At 66.2% G+C, this 17,478-nt stretch carries 15 protein-coding genes and 1 pseudogene; 14 read left to right on the forward strand and 2 right to left on the reverse strand.

From position 1 onward, the window contains the following. From LH400_RS04360 to LH400_RS04375, 4 genes and pseudogenes are all read left to right on the forward strand, one after another. Positions 1 to 88: pseudogene (locus LH400_RS04360) on the forward strand (IS5/IS1182 family transposase); the annotation flags it as partial. A 480-nt stretch (positions 89 to 568) separates the two neighbouring features. Further along, on the forward strand, positions 569 to 1,957 hold the full coding sequence (locus LH400_RS04365) for a porin family protein (RefSeq protein ID WP_229151458.1): 1,389 nt from the start codon (positions 569 to 571) through the stop codon (positions 1,955 to 1,957). A gap of 380 nt (positions 1,958 to 2,337) precedes the next feature. After that, entirely contained in the window at positions 2,338 to 4,062 is a 1,725-nt protein-coding gene (gene ilvD, locus LH400_RS04370; RefSeq protein ID WP_229151459.1) for a dihydroxy-acid dehydratase, read from the forward strand. Next, on the forward strand, positions 4,049 to 4,882 hold the full coding sequence (locus LH400_RS04375) for a tetratricopeptide repeat protein (RefSeq protein ID WP_229151460.1): 834 nt from the start codon (positions 4,049 to 4,051) through the stop codon (positions 4,880 to 4,882). Before ilvD ends, LH400_RS04375 begins: the two co-directional genes overlap by 14 nt. 51 nt (positions 4,883 to 4,933) lie before the next feature. Here the strand turns inward: LH400_RS04375 and xth are convergent, their stop codons facing one another. Together xth and LH400_RS04385 are read right to left on the reverse strand one after the other, a co-directional pair. After that, positions 4,934 to 5,719, reverse strand: coding sequence for an exodeoxyribonuclease III (xth, locus tag LH400_RS04380; protein WP_229151461.1), 786 nt, complete (start codon positions 5,717 to 5,719; stop codon positions 4,934 to 4,936). 8 nt (positions 5,720 to 5,727) lie between these two features. Then, positions 5,728 to 6,069 (reverse strand): HesB/IscA family protein, encoded by a 342-nt coding sequence (locus tag LH400_RS04385; RefSeq protein ID WP_229151462.1) that lies wholly within the window; start codon positions 6,067 to 6,069, stop codon positions 5,728 to 5,730. Positions 6,070 to 6,178: 109 nt separating this feature from the next. Here LH400_RS04385 and LH400_RS04390 point away from each other — a divergent pair, with 109 nt between their 5' ends. The 10 genes from LH400_RS04390 (at position 6,179) to LH400_RS04435 (ending at position 17,402) form a co-directional block, all read left to right on the forward strand. Beyond that, positions 6,179 to 7,408: a deoxyguanosinetriphosphate triphosphohydrolase gene (locus tag LH400_RS04390; protein ID WP_229151463.1), complete on the forward strand. Its 1,230-nt coding sequence runs from the start codon at positions 6,179 to 6,181 to the stop codon at positions 7,406 to 7,408. 207 nt (positions 7,409 to 7,615) lie between these two features. Next, entirely contained in the window at positions 7,616 to 9,367 is a 1,752-nt protein-coding gene (gene argS, locus LH400_RS04395) for an arginine--tRNA ligase (RefSeq protein WP_229151464.1), read from the forward strand. Between the two features lie 87 nt (positions 9,368 to 9,454). Then, positions 9,455 to 11,542 (forward strand): SPOR domain-containing protein, encoded by a 2,088-nt coding sequence (locus LH400_RS04400; protein WP_229151465.1) that lies wholly within the window; start codon positions 9,455 to 9,457, stop codon positions 11,540 to 11,542. Between the two features lie 119 nt (positions 11,543 to 11,661). Further along, positions 11,662 to 12,684 (forward strand): beta-N-acetylhexosaminidase, encoded by a 1,023-nt coding sequence (nagZ, locus tag LH400_RS04405; protein ID WP_229151466.1) that lies wholly within the window; start codon positions 11,662 to 11,664, stop codon positions 12,682 to 12,684. Positions 12,685 to 12,994: 310 nt separating this feature from the next. Next, on the forward strand, positions 12,995 to 13,228 hold the full coding sequence (locus LH400_RS04410; protein ID WP_229151467.1) for a twin-arginine translocase TatA/TatE family subunit: 234 nt from the start codon (positions 12,995 to 12,997) through the stop codon (positions 13,226 to 13,228). 78 nt (positions 13,229 to 13,306) lie between these two features. After that, positions 13,307 to 13,855, forward strand: a complete 549-nt coding sequence (gene tatB / locus LH400_RS04415) for a Sec-independent protein translocase protein TatB (RefSeq protein ID WP_229151468.1) — start codon at positions 13,307 to 13,309, stop codon at positions 13,853 to 13,855. Then, entirely contained in the window at positions 13,852 to 14,667 is an 816-nt protein-coding gene (gene tatC, locus LH400_RS04420) for a twin-arginine translocase subunit TatC (protein ID WP_229151469.1), read from the forward strand. The genes tatB and tatC overlap by 4 nt, the downstream gene beginning before the upstream one ends. Before the next feature lie 49 nt (positions 14,668 to 14,716). After that, positions 14,717 to 16,000, forward strand: a complete 1,284-nt coding sequence (gene serS / locus LH400_RS04425; protein ID WP_229151470.1) for a serine--tRNA ligase — start codon at positions 14,717 to 14,719, stop codon at positions 15,998 to 16,000. Then, positions 16,000 to 16,755 carry a 5'/3'-nucleotidase SurE gene (gene surE, locus LH400_RS04430; protein ID WP_229151471.1) on the forward strand — a complete coding sequence of 252 codons (756 nt, stop codon included), beginning with the start codon at positions 16,000 to 16,002 and terminating at the stop codon, positions 16,753 to 16,755. The genes serS and surE overlap by 1 nt, the downstream gene beginning before the upstream one ends. Further along, complete coding sequence (locus LH400_RS04435) at positions 16,752 to 17,402, forward strand: protein-L-isoaspartate(D-aspartate) O-methyltransferase (protein WP_229151472.1); 651 nt, start codon at positions 16,752 to 16,754, stop codon at positions 17,400 to 17,402. Before surE ends, LH400_RS04435 begins: the two co-directional genes overlap by 4 nt. The last annotated feature ends 76 nt before the right edge of the window (positions 17,403 to 17,478 follow it).

The raw sequence follows: 17,478 nt of genomic DNA on the forward strand, positions 1-17,478 counted from the left end.
GCGTGATTACGAACAGCGCATCGACGTCTCGGAAGCCATGATCCATGTCGCCATGGGAAGCCTCCTGCTCCGACGCATCAGCCATTGATACCATTCTCAAACGGACTCTAAGCTCTTCAAAGCTTGGGCCAGTTGACGGCAAGATGTCACGACGGGCTTCTTCCGGTTGGCGCAAGGGCGCTTCTGCAACCGTTTTGCGCCCCCGCGATTCGCCGATTTCCGCACGCCGAAGCGGTTCCGGTGCGCGATGGCGGCCTTGATGCGGCTGCACGCGCTTGGCCGGATTGCCACATCGACTTCCCGAACTTCTCCACGAGGCCTTGGTCTCTGCGTCGGCTTCCGCAGAGGGAGAGGTGGCTTGGAAGCCGCTCGATGAGACGAATTCGGTAGGCATCCAAGCCCGTTACGAGCATCGGCTGAAGCAGTTTGATCGAAGGCAGGCGGCGGCAAGGCTTGCGCGAAGCCTGCGCGCCCGAAAGCCGTGCCGTTCCGGCGCTTTCCTCCTTGATCTACCGTTTCTTCAAGCGGTGGGACCGTCGCCCGACAGGATCGGGAAGGAGGACAATCGGTGAAGCAGAATATCGTTCCGGCACTGGCGGCCATTCTGGTCGCCGCAAGCGGGTCCCAGGCGTTCGCCGGCGGCTTCCAGCGCGGCACCGCCGATACCGACATTCTGTTCGATCCCGGGACCGTCTCCGTCAGGGCCGGTGAGACCTTCATCTCTCCCCAGCGCGGCTTCGAGTCGATCAATGGGAGGAGCGGCGACTTTTCCGACTATACCGGGGACTATGTGATCCCCTCGCTTTCGTTCTATCTCGGCGGAGATCCGTTCGGCTGCGCCGGAACCTATACGGAGTCATTCGCCGGTGAGGCCGATTACGGAGGCGTTCCGGGAGGGGCGCTGCCCTCGCAGGTCAGTTCGACCGAAAGCGTCTCCTCCGCCGACCGGCTGAACCTGGCGGGGGCCTCGAGCTTTGCGCGGGCCCGCCGGACGGCGTTTTCCTCCGACGAGTTCGCAGTGACCTGCCGCGCGAGCTATTCCAGCGACTACGGCCGCTTCAGCCTCCTCGGCGGCGTATTCGTCGAGGATTTCACGTTCGATGGGGCGTCCTACGGCTATCGCAACGCGACCGCGGGCTTGGCGGGCACGCCGTTTGGCGCGAGCCTTTCCGCGGCGGGGTCTTCCATCATCGTGCCGACCGAGACGAGCGTTGCCTCCGAGGGCGGCTTCAAGCCCGGCTGGCGCCTCGGCATGGCCTATGAGAAGCCCGAGATCGCGCTTCGGATCCAGGCACTCTACCGCTCGGAGGTCGTTCACGACGACATCACGGGCACCGGCTCCGCCACGGTGAGCGATACTGCCTATGTGCAACTCGCGGACGGAACGACCGCGTCGATCCCGACCGTGTTCGGGCCGGCGGGCGACACGATCCTCGGCGCGCTGCCGCAGGTGGGGACGACCTATTCCGGCGTATCCGCTCTCAGCGACGCAATCTCTCCCGCGAGCCTCACGATCAACGCCCAAACCGGCATCGCAACGGGCACCCTGCTGCTCGCCAGCTTCCGCTGGACCGACTGGAGCACCAATTCGGTCGCAGTCAGCTCGATGTCGATCGGTGGTTCGACCACGTCGAGCGCGATGCCCTATTACTGGCGAGACGGCTATACGGCCTCCATCGGCCTCGGACGCGCGTTCTCCGATCGCTTCGCCGGGGCCGTGGCGATCGGCTACGACCGCGGCGTTTCAACCGGTGCCGACACGACCTACACCGACCTCTACAGCCTGAGCGGCGGCGTCTCCTTCAGGCCCGACAGCTGGGGGGAGATCCGCTTCGGCGGTCTCGTCGGCTACTGGACCTCCGGCTCGCAATCGATCGCCGAAGGCGCCTTCTTCGATGCCGACGTCGGCAACGACATCGTCCTTGGCGTCAACGCCTCCCTGAAGCTCAGCTTCTAAAAAGAGCTCCCGGAGAGCCCGAGCCGGACAGAAAAGCTCGAAGGGGTGGAAGTTCGCGAAGCGACACGCGAGCGAGAAGGCAGGACTGAGCCTCGTCACCTCCGAGCGCGACGGTGCAGCGAGCAGCCGGCCAGCTTTGCATCCTGCCTTGATGTCATGATCAACCGTCCTGAACGCCCCTGCGATGCCTTGGTTCCGTCGCTTTCGGCATTCTACGCGCGTGAAATGGCTCTGTGGGGTTCTTGCAACACTATTGCAGTCCTGCATCGGATATGCTGGGCGCAAGGCCAAAGCGCCCCCTTGCCGCCACAAAACACCGGCACGTCCGAGACAGACGAAAGGCCGACGGCGGAATCGGCCAACGCCTACGAGGGAACAAGATGGACGCGCGGACGATCGACAAGCAGCGCCTGCCCAGCCGGCACGTGACGGAAGGTCCGGCACGTGCGCCGCACCGCTCATATCTCTATGCCATGGGCCTGTCCAAGGAGGAGATCCACCAACCCCTGGTGGGCGTCGCTTCCTGCTGGAACGAGGCGGCTCCCTGCAACATCGCCCTGATGCGTCAGGCGCAGGTCGTCAAGAGGGGCGTCGCTTCGGCCAAGGGCACGCCGCGCGAGTTCTGCACGATCACCGTCACCGATGGCATTGCCATGGGCCATCAGGGCATGAAGGCCTCGCTGGTCTCGCGCGACCTCATCGCCGATTCGGTCGAACTGACCATGCGCGGTCATGCCTATGATGCGCTGGTGGGCCTCGCTGGCTGCGACAAGTCGCTGCCGGGCATGATGATGGCGATGGTCCGGCTGAACGTGCCCTCCGTCTTCATCTATGGCGGCTCGATCCTGCCCGGCAATTTCCGCGGCCAGCAGGTCACGGTTCAGGACATGTTCGAGGCGGTGGGCAAGCATTCCGTCGGCGACATGAGCGACGCCGATCTCGACGAGATCGAGCAGGTCGCCTGTCCCTCGGCCGGGTCCTGCGGCGCCCAGTTCACCGCCAACACCATGGCGACGGTCGCCGAGGCGATCGGCCTCGCGCTGCCTTATTCCTGCGGTGCGCCCGCACCCTACGAGATCCGCGATAGGTTCTGCTACACCTCGGGCGAGATCGTGATGGAGCTTCTTGCCCGCAACATCCGGCCGCGCGACATCGTCACCCGCCGGGCGCTGGAAAACGCCGCCGCGGTGGTCGCCGCCACCGGCGGGTCGACCAATGGCGCCTTGCATCTGCCGGCCATCGCGCACGAGGCGGGGATCGAGTTCGATCTGTTCGACGTCGCCGAGATCTTCAAGAAGACCCCCTATATCGCGGATTTGAAGCCCGGCGGTCGCTATGTCGCCAAGGACATGTTCGAGGCGGGCGGCATACCGCTTCTGATGAAGACGCTGCTCGATCACGGTTATTTGCATGGCGACTGCATGACGGTCACCGGGCGGACCATGGCCGAGAACATGGAGAAGGTCGCCTGGAATTCGCATCAGGACGTGGTGCGACCGGCGGACCAGCCGATCACGGCGACCGGCGGTGTCGTCGGGCTCAAGGGGAATCTCGCGAGCGACGGGGCGATCGTGAAGGTCGCCGGCATGAAGAAGCTGACCTTTTCCGGCCCGGCCCGCTGCTTCGATTCGGAAGAGGCCTGCTTCAAATCCGTCTCTGAGCGTTCCTATAAGGAAGGCGAGGTGCTGGTCATCCGCTATGAGGGCCCGAAGGGCGGGCCCGGCATGCGCGAGATGCTGGCGACGACGGCGGCTCTCTACGGACAGGGCATGGGCGACAAGGTCGCGTTGATCACGGATGGCCGGTTTTCCGGTGCGACGCGCGGCTTCTGCGTCGGTCATGTCGGCCCGGAAGCGGCCGTGGGCGGCCCAATCGGCCTTCTTAAGGATGGCGACATCGTCACGATCGACGCCGTTGCCGGCACGCTTGATGTCGCCGTCGACGATGACGAAATGAAGCGTCGAGCGGCGGAGTGGCGGCCGCGAGAGACGGACTTTACGTCCGGAGCCATATGGAAATACGCGCAGCAGGTCGGCACCGCCCGCAAGGGCGCGGTGACGCATCCTGGCGGCGCTGCGGAAAAGCACTGCTATGCGGATATCTAGGCTCTTTCTCTCCCTCGCTATCGCATCAGCTTCGCTGGTGGCGACGAGCGGCGTCACGTCGGCGCTCGATCCTGCGGCCAAGGTCGACCCGGACGCAGGTCCGCTGGAGCTGTTCTCATTCGGATTCAAGGCCTATCAGCGCGGCGAGAAGCTCGAGGCTTTCCAGGCCCTGCGCTATGCCGCCGACAAGGGTCATCCCGGCGCGCGCTGGAAGCTCGGGCAGATGTATGCCCATGGCGACGGCGTGCCCGAGAACGACTACGAAGCGTTCAAGATCTTCGAGCAGATCGTCCGCGACCAGGACGACGACACCGGCAGCTATTCCAACGCCGCCTATGTCTCGAGCGCCATCGTCGCGCTAGCCGAATATCTGCGTAGGGGCATTCCGAACAGCCCCGTCGCCATCGACCTGCCGCGCGCCCGGCAGTTCTTCTTCCACGCCGCCTCCTATTTCGGCGATGCCGAGGCGCAGTTCCAGCTTGGCCGCATGCTGCTCAACGGGGAGGGCGGCAAGGCCAATCCCCGGCAGGCGGCGCGCTGGCTGAAGCTTTCGGCGGAAAAGGGCCATGTCGGCGCCAAGGCGCTGCTCGGCTACCTGCTGTTCGACGGCGAGAAGATCTCGCTGAGAGCCGAGCCGGTGCGCGGCCTCGCCATGTTGACCATGGCCCTGAAGCAGGCGACGCCGAAGGACCAGCAATGGATCCGGCCGATGCAGGAAGAGGTGTTTTCGCTGGCGACCGAGGATGATCGGCGCACGGCTCAGGCCTTCGCCGACCAGCAGCTGGCCTCGGCCATTCCGACGCCGAGCGTCAAGAACTGACCAAGAGGGGCGACCGGTCCGCGCGCAGTCGCGGGCCTCTCTCAGCCTGAGTCAGCGCGCGAGCTCGATCAGGGCCGGCACGTGGTCGGACGGCTTTTCCCAGCCGCGCACATGGCTGTCGATCCCGACCGAAACGAGCCGTTCCTGCGCCTCCGGCGACAGGAGCAGATGGTCGATGCGGATGCCGTTGTTTTTCTGCCAGGCGCCGGCCTGATAATCCCAGAACGTATAGGTCTTCTGCGCATCGCTCGCCGCGCGCACGGCGTCGACGAAACCGAGATTGACGAGCCGTCGGAAGGCCTGGCGCGACTCGGGCTGGAACAGCGCGTCGCCGAGCCAATTCTGCGGGTTGGCGACGTCGATAGGCTCGGGAATGACGTTGTAGTCGCCGGCGAGGACGAGCTCGTCCTCGGTCTCGAGCAGGCTGGTGGCATGAGCGATCAGCCGTTCCATCCACGCAAGTTTGTAGGTGAATTTCTCGGTTCCGACCGGATTGCCGTTCGGAAGGTACAGCGAGACGACCCGCAGCCGGCGCTCGCCCGCACCCTGCCAGATCCCCTCGATGAAGCGGGCATGTTCGTCGCCGTCGTCGCCCGGCAGCCGGCGGATCACCTCGATCGGCTTTTCGCGCGAGAGGAGGGCGACACCGTTGAAGCCCTTCTGGCCATGCGTCTCGACATGATAGCCGAGCGCCTCGATCGCCTCCCGCGGGAAGCTCTCGTCCTGGCTCTTGATCTCCTGCAGGCAGGCGATGTCCGGCTTGCGGGAATCGAGCCAGGCGAGGAGCGCGTCGTGGCGCGCCTTGACGCCGTTGATGTTCCAGGTGGCGATCAGCACGGAGCGGCTCAGACCGAGAACGACGTGCCGCAGCCGCAGGAGGCGACCGCGTTGGGATTGCGGATCTGGAAGGACTGCCCCATCAGATCGTCGACGAAGTCGACCACCGCGCCGTCCATGTAGGCGAGCGACATCTCGTCGATCAGGATGCGGGCGCCGTCCTTCTCGATGACGAGATCGTCCGGCTCCTGCCCGCTGGTCAGGTCGTATTTGTAGGAAAAGCCCGAGCAGCCGCCGCCCTCGACGGAAATCCTGAGAGCTTCGGCCCCGACCGACTTGGCGAGGACCGACGCGATGCGCTTGACCGCGCTGTCGGAAATGGTGACTGGACGGGTGGCTGTCTCGCTCATCGGCATGTTCGGCGCCGGCCGAAAGGCGTGCGCCGCTCCTTGTTCGTGACTACGCCCTTAAGTATGGACGGGCGAACGGCCGGTCAATCGGGAGCGGGGCGCGAACCGAATGGACGAGACCACCTTGTTTGGGCAGAATCTGCCGGGCCTCGGGACGGGGCTTCGGGCGCGCGCCGCCTATGCCGCGCAGCCTGCCGGCTCACGCGGGCGACTTTATGCCGAGCCGCCGAGCCGGACCCGCTCGCCCTTCGAGCGTGACCGTGACCGGATCGTTCACTCCACCGCCTTTCGCCGGCTGAAGCACAAGACGCAGGTGTTCGTGCCTTACGAGGGCGACCATTTCCGCACCCGCCTGACCCATACGATCGAGGTTTCGCAGATCGCCCGCGCCTTCGCGCGGGCGCTTCAGCTCGACGAGGACCTCACCGAAGCGGTGGCGCTCGTCCACGACTTCGGCCACACGCCCTTCGGCCATGCCGGCGAACGCGCACTGGACCGCTGCATGGCGGACTTCGGCGGCTTCGACCACAATGCCCAATCGCTCCGGATCGTCACCGCGCTGGAGCGCCGCTATGCCGAGTTCGACGGGCTGAACCTAGCCTGGGAGACGCTGGAGGGGCTCGTCAAGCACAACGGGCCTCTGGTTGGGCCGCATGCAAAGCCCGGCGAGCGGCTGCCGCGCCCGATCGCCGATTTCGACGCGTTGTTTCCGCTGGACCTCGACACCTTCGCCGGACTGGAGGCGCAGGCCGCGGCGATCTCCGACGACATCGCTTACAACACCCACGATCTCGACGACGGCTTGCGGGCCGGGCTGATCGAGCTCGACGATCTGGCGGAACTCGACCTCGCGGGCGGCATCCTCCGCGAAGTCCGCGCCGCCTATCCGGCGCTCGACCCGTCGCGCACGATCCACGAGATCATGCGCCGGCACATCACGCGGCTGGTCGAGGACGTCATCATCACCGCGGCCAAGAACATCGCGGCGCTGGCGCCGGCGGACGCCGCGGCCGTGCGGGCCGCCGAGAAGCCGCTGATCATGTTCTCGGACGAGATGCGCGAGGCCGTCGCCCAGACCCAGCGCTTCCTGTTCGCGCGCGTCTATCGCTGCGAGCGGGTGATGGCGCCGATGCGCCGGGCGGAGGCCCTGGTCGAGGCGCTCTTTCGCCGGCTGTCCGAGAGTCCGGACCTGATGCCGGGCGACTGGCCCGAAGCCATCGAGCGCCTGCCCGCCGAGAAGCGCGCGCGGCGGGTCGCGGACTATCTGTCCGGCATGACCGACACTTATGCTCTTGCCGAATATGAGCGCCTGTTTGACGAGAGGCCGCAATTGCGCTAGCCGCCGGGCCTTCCGAGGGGCAGAAGAGGCGGGTTCGCCGGGTTTTTGGCCGCTCGGCGCCGGGCAGTCGCAGCATCTGGACCGACCCGGCGCGCCGGCGCGATCGAACGAACAAGATCCGCAAGGCGCAATTCCGCGGAAACGCGACAGACACCAGCCTGCCCTGGCGCGCCATGCTCGCCGGGCGGAGTTTTATCGAGGGCCGAAATGAACATCTTTGCCGACTTCGAAGAACGCGTGAAGAAGGCGGTGGAAGCCATTGTTCTGGCTGACGGACAGGCGCTGCCGGATCTTGCGCGGGTGACGGTCGAGCCGCCAAGGGACGCCTCCCATGGCGACCTTGCGACCAATGCCGCCATGGTGCTCGCCAAGCCGCTCGGGCGCAAGCCGCGCGACCTTGCTGGCGTCATCGCCGATCGCCTGGCAGCCGATCCCGATGTCGCGGCCGTCGATGTCGCCGGTCCCGGCTTCATCAATCTGAGGCTGGCGCCCGTCTTCTGGACCACGCATCTCGCGATGATCCTGGGTGACGCCGCCGACTATGGCCGCGGTCCGCGCAACGGGCGCAAGGTGAACGTCGAATATGTCTCGGCCAACCCGACCGGGCCGATGCATGTCGGGCACTGCCGCGGCGCCGTCGTCGGCGACGTCATCGCGGGGCTCCTCGACTTCGCCGGCGAGGACGTGACGCGGGAGTACTACATCAACGACGCCGGCGAGCAGGTGAGCGTCCTCGCCCGCTCGGCCTATCTGCGTTACCGAGAGGCGCTTGGCGAGGAGATCGGCGAGATCCCGGCCGGGCTCTATCCCGGCGACTATCTGAAGCCGGTCGGGACCACGCTGAAGGCCGAGTTCGGCGACAGGCTTCTCGTCATGCCCGAGGAGGAATGGTTGCCGCTGGTGCGCGACCGGGCCATCGACGCGATGATGGCGATGATCCGGGACGATCTGAAGACGCTCGGCGTCGAGCAGGACGTGTTCTTCTCCGAGCGCACCCTTCACGCCGGCAATGGCGGCAAGATCGCCGAGACCATCGCGGCGCTGGAGGCGAAAGGCTACGTCTACAAGGGCGTGCTGCCGCCGCCGAAGGGGCAGCTGCCGGAGGATTGGGAAGAGCGCGAGCAGACACTCCTGCGCTCGACCGAGGTCGGCGACGACCAGGATCGCCCGCTCGTCAAGTCGAGCGGCGCCTACACCTATTTCGCCGCCGACGTCGCCTATTTCCGCGACAAGTTCGAGCGCGGCTTTCAGGAGATGGTCTACGTGCTCGGCGCCGATCACGGCGGCTATGTGAAGCGGCTCGAAGCCGTGGCGCGGGCGGTTGCCGGCGAGGCCGCCAAGGTCGACGTCGTCCTCTGCCAGCTGGTCAAGCTCTACCGCAACGGCGAACCGGTGAAGATGTCGAAGCGCTCCGGCGACTTCGTCACGCTGGCGGAAGTGGTCGAGGAAGTCGGCCGCGATCCCGTCCGCTTCATGATGCTCTACCGCAAGAGCGACGCGCCGCTCGACTTCGATTTCCAGAAGGTGACCGAGCAGTCGAAGGACAATCCGGTCTTCTACGTGCAGTACGCCCACGCACGGGCCGCGGCGATCTTCCGCCAGGCCAAGGAAGTCGGCATCGACATGCCCGATTTTTCCCGGTTCGATTCGCAGGACCTCGCCGGCCTGACGGACGAGGGCGAACTCGGGCTGATTCGCAAGCTCGCCGAATTCCCGCGGCTGATCCAGTCGGCGGCCGAGTCGAAGGAGCCGCACCGGCTGGCCTTCTACCTCAACGATCTCGCCTCGGCCTTCCACGGACAGTACAATCGCGGCAAAGACCTGCCGGACTTACGGTTTGTTAACCCTGACCAGCCGATGATCACCCGGGCTCGCCTTGGTCTAGTGAAGGCCGTCGCCATCGTAGTGGCGACGGGACTGCACTTGATCGGGGCCGACGCTCCGGAAGAAATGCGATAAATCATCACGCTTTGGTCAATATCCTCTCCTAGCGATCGACGTGTGGGGAGTTCGCAACTCCCGGCGAGGGGAATGAGCGGGGTTATCATGTCGATGGACTTGACGGGCTCTGGCCGTGACGGCGGCCGGACGACGGGCGCCGATTTCGACGATCCATTCGAAGAACTTGCGCGTCTTCTCGATGAGCCCATCACCGTGCAGCCGAAGCCGGCGCAGGTGCTTTCGCATGCTGGCGCGCAGTCCGGGAACGCCGGACCCGTGACGCGTCCGGATGCCTCTGTCGGAACGCCGGCCAGGACCGAGCGCGGGCGGCAGGAGCCGATCTTCGACATCGGCGCTGCGGCGGTGGCGTCTCGCGAGGGCGAGCCTCAGGCGAGCGGAGGTGTCGACCAGCTTGCTCAGGATCAGAGCGATCCACACGACGCGATCTCCGCGGATCTTGCCGCGGAGTTCGCGGCCGCGATGGATGTCGAGCTCGGAGAAATGACGACGTCGGAGGCGGCAAAGCCGGTTCCTTCGACTGGCGCGGCAGATGCTCGGACGTCTTCCTACGGACGATGGATCGGCCAGTCGCAGGAGGCGGCGCCCGCAGTGGCTGTCTCCGCATCCTCCGGTCGTGGCGCGGCGCCGAAGCCTGACGCTGCCGTCGCGGACGAATTCGAGGTTGCGCTGCGCGGCCTCTCGGCTCCGGCCAATCCGCGCGATACCGTCATTCACCGCTCCGAGCCCTTCGCGCCGGCCCGCACGAGCGAGCCCGGTCCTGTCGTCGCTCCCGCCAAGGTGTTCGATGATTTCGACGAGCTGATCGCCAGCGAGCTTGCCGCCATGCAGCAGTCGCAGGAAGTACCGGCGGCGGCGCAGGACGATCTTGCCGACTACGAATCGGTCTGGCAGCCCGAGGAGGGCGAGGCCGCAGCCGAGGAGACCGAACGCTCGGCTTCCAGCGATCACGACCGTTGGTTCGAGCCCGGCGAAACCGGCCGCGGCGCTCGAAGCGCCCGCGGATCGGCCGGGGTCGTCACGGGTCTGCGCCCGCGGCGTTCCCTCGGCGCGGGCGTCGCATTCGGGGCCATCGCCGCTGTGCTGGCCGCAGGCACCGGCGTCTACTGGCTTTCCGGCGGGACCTCGTCTCTCACCGGATCGAAGGGCGTTCTGATCGTCGAGGCCGACAAGGATCCGGTGAAGGTGAAGCCCGATGATCCGGGCGGCCGCAACATTCCGAACCAGAACAAGGCCGTCTATGAGAGGGTCGAAAGCGCCAGTGCCGACATGGTGCCGTCGCAGCGCAAGCTGGTGACGTCGGAAGAGAGGCCGATGGATCTGCCGGCGGAAGAGCCCAGCCCGAGCGACCTGCCCGGCGTGGAGTTCGGAACGATCGCCAGTGCCCAGGCCGCAGAACCGGTGCAGGTGGCGAGCGCCTCCGACGACAACGAACCGATCGCGGTGCTGACGCCGCGCCGGGTCCGCACGCTGACGGTTCGTCCGGATGGGACCCTCGTCGCTGCCGACACGGTGCCTGAGACGAGCATGGACGCGCTGAAGAACGGCGGCGCGCTGATCGAGGCATCGGCACGGCCCGTCTCCGTGGAGACGCTTGGCGAAGGACAGGTCCCGGGCCCGGCCGCGACCGCAGCGGAGGCGGCGAGCGCCTCGTCGGCTGCCGAGGACGTGGCCGCGGGTGATCCGGTTGTCGGCCAGCCGGCACCGGGAATGCCGGTGCCGGGCGCCCGGCCGAGATACGCGCCTGCGGCGCCGGCGGATGTCGTGACGGCAGCGGCCTATGCGCCGACCGCTCCCGCGGTTCCAGCCGCAGAGCAGGCGCCGGCCGCGCCTGTCGCTCGCACGGACTCGGTCGAAACCGCGTCCCTGGAAACGCCGGCACCCTCCGCACAGGCTGCCGCCAGCGGTTCTGTCCCGGTCGTCAGCCAGTCGAGCGGCTACTACGTCCAGATCTCGTCGCAGCCGTCCGAGCCGCTCGCGCAGCAGTCCTCGCAGAGGCTGGGCCAGCGCTTCTCCTCGGTGATCGACGGGCGCCAGATGGTGATCCAGCCTGCCGACATTCCGGGGAAGGGCACCTACTACCGGGTCCGGATCGCCGCGGCCTCCAAGGACGAGGCGTCGCGCCTGTGCGATCATCTGAAATCTGCCGGCGGCAGCTGCTTCGTCTCGCACTGAGCGGAACGGCGCTCGGCCTTTCCGCGAGGCCGCTGGGTGACAGGGACACAAGTTTCGCAGCCTATCGCGAGCGAGCCGGCGCCGCTGCCGGCTCGCTCGAAGCGTTTCGGGAGACCAGTTTGAGCGGATCGAAATCCTTCATCGCCGCCCCGATCGGGCGCATCCTCACCGCCGACGAGCGCGTCTTCTTCGCCGACGAGCGCCCGTGGGGCTACATCCTCTTCGCTCGCAACGTCTTCTCCGGCCCGCAGCTCGCCGATCTCGTTGCAGAACTGCGCGAACTCGGCGGCCGGCCGACGACTCCGATCTTCATCGACCAGGAAGGCGGCCGGATCCAGCGTCTGCGGCCGCCGCTCGCTCCGAGCTATCCGCCCGCCGAAGCGCTCGGTCACCTCTACCGCCTCCATGCGTCCGAGGGCCAGCGCGCCGCCTGGCTGCAGGGACGGCTCCTTGCGGACGATCTCGCCGCGTACGGGATCAACGCCGACTGTGTTCCCTGCCTCGACGTTCCCGTGGAAGGCGCGCATTCGGTGATCGGAGACCGCGCCTTTGCGACCGACCCGCAGGTGGTGGCAACGCTGGGTCGGGCCATGGCCGATGGGCTGGTTGCGGGCGGTGCGTTGCCGGTGATGAAGCATGTTCCCGGCCATGGCCGCGGCGCCGCCGACAGCCATCTCGAACTCCCGCACGTCTCGACCCCGCGCAGCGAACTCTCGCGCACCGACTTCCTGCCGTTCAAGGCGCTCAACACCCTGCCGGCGGCAATGACGGCCCACATCCTCTACCGGGACATCGATCCCACGCGGCCCGCGACCTTGTCTCCGATCGTCATCGACCAGGTGATTCGCACCGAGATCGGCTTCGACGGCCTCCTGATGAGCGACGACATGTCGATGAAGGCGCTGAAGGGCGATCTCTACGATCTGTCGAGCCGCGCCCTGACGGCCGGCTGCGATGTTGTGCTCCACTGCAATGGAGACATGGAGGAAATGCGACACGTCGCGCGGGCCGCACAGCCGCTGTCCGGCGATGCCGAGCGGCGCGCGCTGGCGGCAGAGGCCGTGCTGGCGCCGCCGCGCGGCAGCCAGGCAGTTGCGGCGCTGAGGGCCGAGTACGACGATCTGATGGCGCGGCTGGGATAGCCGGCGGAGCCCGGCCGACGGTTCGGACCCGTCTGGATCGGCCGGGCCGCAGACTTGCCATGTTCCAGGCCTAGTGAATTCTCCTAGAGCGCAGGGCCACGAAAGGCGGCCGCGAGCATCGGGCGACAACCGGGTCTCGGCAGGGCCCTATGCACGGTGCGCCGCCTGATCGGCAAAGGCGGCGCAAACATTGCGCCGGCACTCGCGTCGTTTTCGTTGATCCAAAAGACGTTATCGTGTTTGAAAGGGCAGCGAGCGATCGCTAGCTATGAAGAGGGCGGACGGCTCTCGCCTTCTATGGAGAAGTGTTATGGGTAGTTTCAGCATCTGGCATTGGCTCATCGTCCTCGCCGTCGTGCTACTCCTGTTCGGTCGCGGCAAGATCCCCGAACTGATGGGCGACGTCGCGAAGGGCATCAAGAATTTCAAGAAGGGCATGTCCGACGATGACAGCGAGGCGGCCGCGCGCGAGCGCCGCGCACTCGATCATCACGAGGGCGATGTCGTCGCACGCGACGTCAAGACGGAAAAGTCGGTCAGCTAAGCCGGACGTCGTCTGCCGCGGGGAGATTGCCGGTCTCCTCGCATTCGTTTGTCCGGCATTCGCGTCTGAGAAAATTCTATGTTCGACATAGGCTGGTCGGAACTTCTGGTAGTCGCGGTGGTCCTTGTGGTCGTCGTGGGACCAAAGGACCTGCCCGGGATGTTGCGGACCTTCGGCCGCACCACCAAGCAGCTGCGCGCCATGGCCGGCGATTTCCGTCGTCAGTTCGACGAGGCCTTGAAGGAGGCCGAACTCGACGACGTGCGCACGACCGTCAACGAGATGCGCGAACTCGACCCGCGCCGGAACCTGCGCGAGGCGCTGAATCCGATGCGTGCGATCGGCGACGAGATTCGCTCCTCGCTGAATACGGCGACCAAGGCGCCGGAGCCGAAAGTGCCGGACGCCGATGAGGCGCTGACCAAGGACGAGGCGAAGGCATCGCCCGCGGCGTCTCCGGCTCCATCGGCCGCGGCACCCGCCGCACAGCCCACGAACTCCTCTGCGTCAAATGTTGCCTCTCCTGCAAAGGAGACGGGGTCTGCGGGCAATTCGCCCTCGGCTGATACCGGTCATGATACCGCTGCCCGCGATACGGCGGGCAAGAAGACGGAAGGTGTGGCGTGAGTCGGACCGATATCGATATCGAGGCGTCCTCGGCCCCGCTGATCGAGCACCTGATCGAGCTCCGGACACGACTGATCTGGAGCATCGCCGGCTTCTTCGTCGCCTTCCTGGTCTGCTTCTTCTTCGCCAAGCCGATCTTCAACATCCTGGTGATCCCGTATCAGACGGCCACCCATTGGGCGGGGGTCGACAATCGCCAGGTCGAGCTGATCTATACGGCGCCGCAGGAATTCTTCTTCACCCAGGTCAAGATCGCGGCCTTCGGCGGCTTCTTCCTGGCCTTCCCGCTGATCGCCACCCAGATCTACAAATTCGTCGCGCCGGGCCTCTACAAGAACGAGCGGCATGCGTTCCTCCCGTTCCTGGTCGCGACGCCGATCCTGTTCCTGATCGGGGCGCTGCTGGTCTATTTCTTCTTCACCCCGATGGTGATGTGGTTCTTCCTGTCGATGGAGCAGTCGGGGACGGATGGCGAGGTGGCGATCCAGCTCCTGCCTCGGGTGTCGGAATACCTGTCGCTGATCATGACGCTGATCTTCGCCTTCGGCATGGTGTTCCAGCTGCCGGTGGTCACCTCGCTCCTGGTCCGAGTCGGGATAGCGTCGGCGGACGGGCTCGTGGCGAAGCGCAAATACGCGATCGTGCTCGCCTTCGTCGCGGCCGCCGTGCTGACGCCGCCTGATCCGATGTCCCAGATCGGCCTTGCTCTGCCGACCATCATTCTCTACGAGATTTCGATCATTTTGGCGCGATTGATCGAGAAGAAGCGGGCCGAAGCGCTCGCCGAGAGCGAGGCGGACAGCGGCGTCTGACGCGTTCGTTGGCATCTCCGGTCAGTTCTCGATCGGAGACGGGACGATTATGCTCGACATCAAATGGATACGCGACAATCCGGGCAAGCTGGACGAGGCGCTGCGCAAGCGCTCGGCGGCGCCTGCAGCGATCGACCTGATCAAGCTCGACGAAACCCGGCGCGACCACCTGAAGAAGCTTCAGGATCTGCAGAACCGGCGCAACGAGGCCTCCAAGGAGATCGGCAAGGCGAAGGGCTCCGGCGACAATGTGAGAGCCGATGCACTGATCGCCGAGGTCGCCGAGATCAAGGCCGCCATCCAGGAGGGCGAGGAGACCGAGCGGCGGATCGATGCGCAGCTGCAGGATGCTCTCGCACGGATCCCGAACCTGCCGTTCGACGAGGTGCCGGAGGGGGCGGACGAGACGGCGAATGTCGAGGTCCGCCGAGTGGGGATTCCGCCTGAGTTCGGCTTTGCGCCGAAGGAGCACTATGAGCTCGGCGAAGCGCTCGGCCTGATGGACTTCGAGCAGGCGGGCCGGATGGCGGGTTCCCGCTTCACCATGCTGAAGGGCCCGCTCGCCCGGCTGGAACGCGCGCTCGGCCAGTTCATGCTCGATCTGCACACCGGCGAGCACGGCTATGTCGAGACCGCGGTTCCGCTCCTGGTGCGGGACGAGGCCCTGTTCGGGACGGGCCAGCTGCCGAAATTCTCCGAGGACCTCTTCCACACGACGGAGGGGCATTGGCTGATCCCGACTGCGGAAGTGCCGCTGACCAACATCGTCCGCGAGCGCATGCTTGATTCGGCCGAGCTTCCGATCCGCGTGACGGCGCTGACTCCCTGCTTCCGCTCCGAAGCCGGCTCGGCCGGCCGCGACACGCGCGGCATGTTGCGCCAGCACCAGTTCTACAAGGTTGAGCTCGTGTCGATGACGTCCGCCGAGACGGCGGTCGAGGAGCACGAGCGGATGACCGCCTGCGCCGAGGAGGTGCTCAAGCGCCTCGGCCTGGCCTACCGCACCGTGGTCCTTTGCACCGGCGACATGGGATTCGGCGCGCGCAAGACCTACGACATCGAGGTCTGGCTGCCGGGGCAGGGCACCTATCGCGAGATTTCCAGCTGTTCGGTCTGCGGCGACTTCCAGGCTCGGCGCATGGGCGCGCGCTACAAGGTTGCCGGCGACAAGACGCCGCACTTCGTCCACACGCTGAACGGCTCCGGCGTCGCCGTCGGACGGGCGCTCATCGCCGTCATGGAGAATTATCAGAACGAGGACGGCTCGATCACCGTGCCGGAGGTCCTGCGGCCCTATATGGGCGGCATGGTACGAATCGCGAGCGGGGCCTGATGCGGCTGCTTCTGACGAATGACGACGGCATCCACGCCGAGGGCCTCGCGGTCCTCGAGCGCATTGCGCGAAAGCTGAGCGACGATGTCTGGATCGTCGCGCCGGAGACCGACCAAAGCGGCCTGTCCCACTCGCTGTCCTTGTCGTCGCCGCTGCGGCTGCGCGAGATTTCCGAGAAGCGCTATGCGCTGTCGGGAACCCCGACGGACTGCGTCATCATGGCGGTGAAGCGGCTGATGGACGCGCCGCCGGATCTCGTCCTGTCGGGGGTCAACGCCGGCCAGAACATCTGCGACGACGTGACCTATTCGGGGACGGTCGCCGGCGCGATGGAAGGCGCCATGCTCGGCCTGAAGTCGATCGCACTCAGCCAGGCCTTTCGGCCGGGCGGCGGGCGGCAGGCGCTGTTCGAGACGGCCGAAACACATGCGCCAGCTCTCATCGAGAAACTTGCCGGCCACGAACTGGCCCCTGGCGAGCTCCTCAACATCAACTTTCCGGCAGTACCCGCAGACGCGGTGGCCGGCGTCGAGGTCACGCGGCAGGGCAAGCTCGACTATTCGCTGGGGATGGAGGAGCGACGGGATGGCCGGGGCTTTCCGTATTTCTGGCTGATCTTCGGCCGCTCGGCCGGGCCGGACGTCGCGCAGTCGGACATCGCGGCGCTCAATGCTGGGCGGATCTCGGTGACGCCGCTCAAGCTCGACCTCACGGCGCATGAGGCGCGGGAGGGACTTGAGGCGCTGCTCGAATGATTGTCGTCAATCGCGATCGCGAAAGGCTGGCCGCGTTCGTGACCCAGCTGCGGTCCGAACCTCTGGTCGGTCCCGACCTCATGAAGGCCGTCGAAAGCGTTCCGCGGCGCAACTTCGTGCCGATGGACGTCGAAGATCCGTATGAGGACCGCACGGCCCCAATCGATTGTGGGGAGACGATGCCCGGCGCGCTGACCGCCGTACGTCTGGCGGCGCTGCTGGAGGTCGAACCGGAGCACCGTGTGCTGGAGATCGGCACGGGCAGCGGCTATCTCACCGCTCTTTTCGCCCGGCTGGGCTCGCATGTCACCACCTTCGATCGCTACCGCCGGCTGGTCGAGCGGGCTTCCCAGCGCCTGAAGCAGCTGGGAATCTCCAATGTCTCGACTTTCTTCGAGGACGGCCGCGAGGGGTATGTCGCCGGAAGTCCCTTCCACCGGATCATCGCCCATGCGGCGTTTCCGGCACAGCCGCGCCAGTTTCTGGAACAATTGGGCCCGCAGGCCATGATGATCTGCGCGATCGGCCCGGGAGACGGCGAGCAGTCCCTCGTCCGCCTGCGCAAGGTCGGCAGCCGCTTCGAGCGCGATGAGATCGGCAAGGTGCGCTATCAGCCGCTCGGATTCGGCAAGGCGGAGATGCTCTGAGCGCTCCATCTCGGGCGGCGCAGCTGGGTCCGCGACGCGCGCCGAGCCTCGGCGCGAGTTCCCGTGCATCCACTGC

It is taken from the genome of Jiella soli, from assembly GCF_020615385.1.
Taxonomy (GTDB): Bacteria; Pseudomonadota; Alphaproteobacteria; order Rhizobiales; family Rhizobiaceae; genus VKMB-3413.

Excerpts from the sequence above, each read along its gene's own strand:
- ilvD (WP_229151459.1), top strand. The coding sequence starts at position 2,338 with ATGGACGCGCGGACGATCGACAAGCAGCGCCTGCCCAGCCGGCACGTG.
- LH400_RS04375 (WP_229151460.1), top strand. The coding sequence starts at position 4,049 with ATGCGGATATCTAGGCTCTTTCTCTCCCTCGCTATCGCATCAGCTTCG.
- LH400_RS04385 (WP_229151462.1), bottom strand. The coding sequence starts at position 6,069 with ATGAGCGAGACAGCCACCCGTCCAGTCACCATTTCCGACAGCGCGGTC.
- LH400_RS04390 (WP_229151463.1), top strand. The coding sequence starts at position 6,179 with ATGGACGAGACCACCTTGTTTGGGCAGAATCTGCCGGGCCTCGGGACG.
- argS (WP_229151464.1), top strand. The coding sequence starts at position 7,616 with ATGAACATCTTTGCCGACTTCGAAGAACGCGTGAAGAAGGCGGTGGAA.
- LH400_RS04400 (WP_229151465.1), top strand. The coding sequence starts at position 9,455 with ATGTCGATGGACTTGACGGGCTCTGGCCGTGACGGCGGCCGGACGACG.
- LH400_RS04410 (WP_229151467.1), top strand. The coding sequence starts at position 12,995 with ATGGGTAGTTTCAGCATCTGGCATTGGCTCATCGTCCTCGCCGTCGTG.
- tatB (WP_229151468.1), top strand. The coding sequence starts at position 13,307 with ATGTTCGACATAGGCTGGTCGGAACTTCTGGTAGTCGCGGTGGTCCTT.
- serS (WP_229151470.1), top strand. The coding sequence starts at position 14,717 with ATGCTCGACATCAAATGGATACGCGACAATCCGGGCAAGCTGGACGAG.
- surE (WP_229151471.1), top strand. The coding sequence starts at position 16,000 with ATGCGGCTGCTTCTGACGAATGACGACGGCATCCACGCCGAGGGCCTC.
- LH400_RS04435 (WP_229151472.1), top strand. The coding sequence starts at position 16,752 with ATGATTGTCGTCAATCGCGATCGCGAAAGGCTGGCCGCGTTCGTGACC.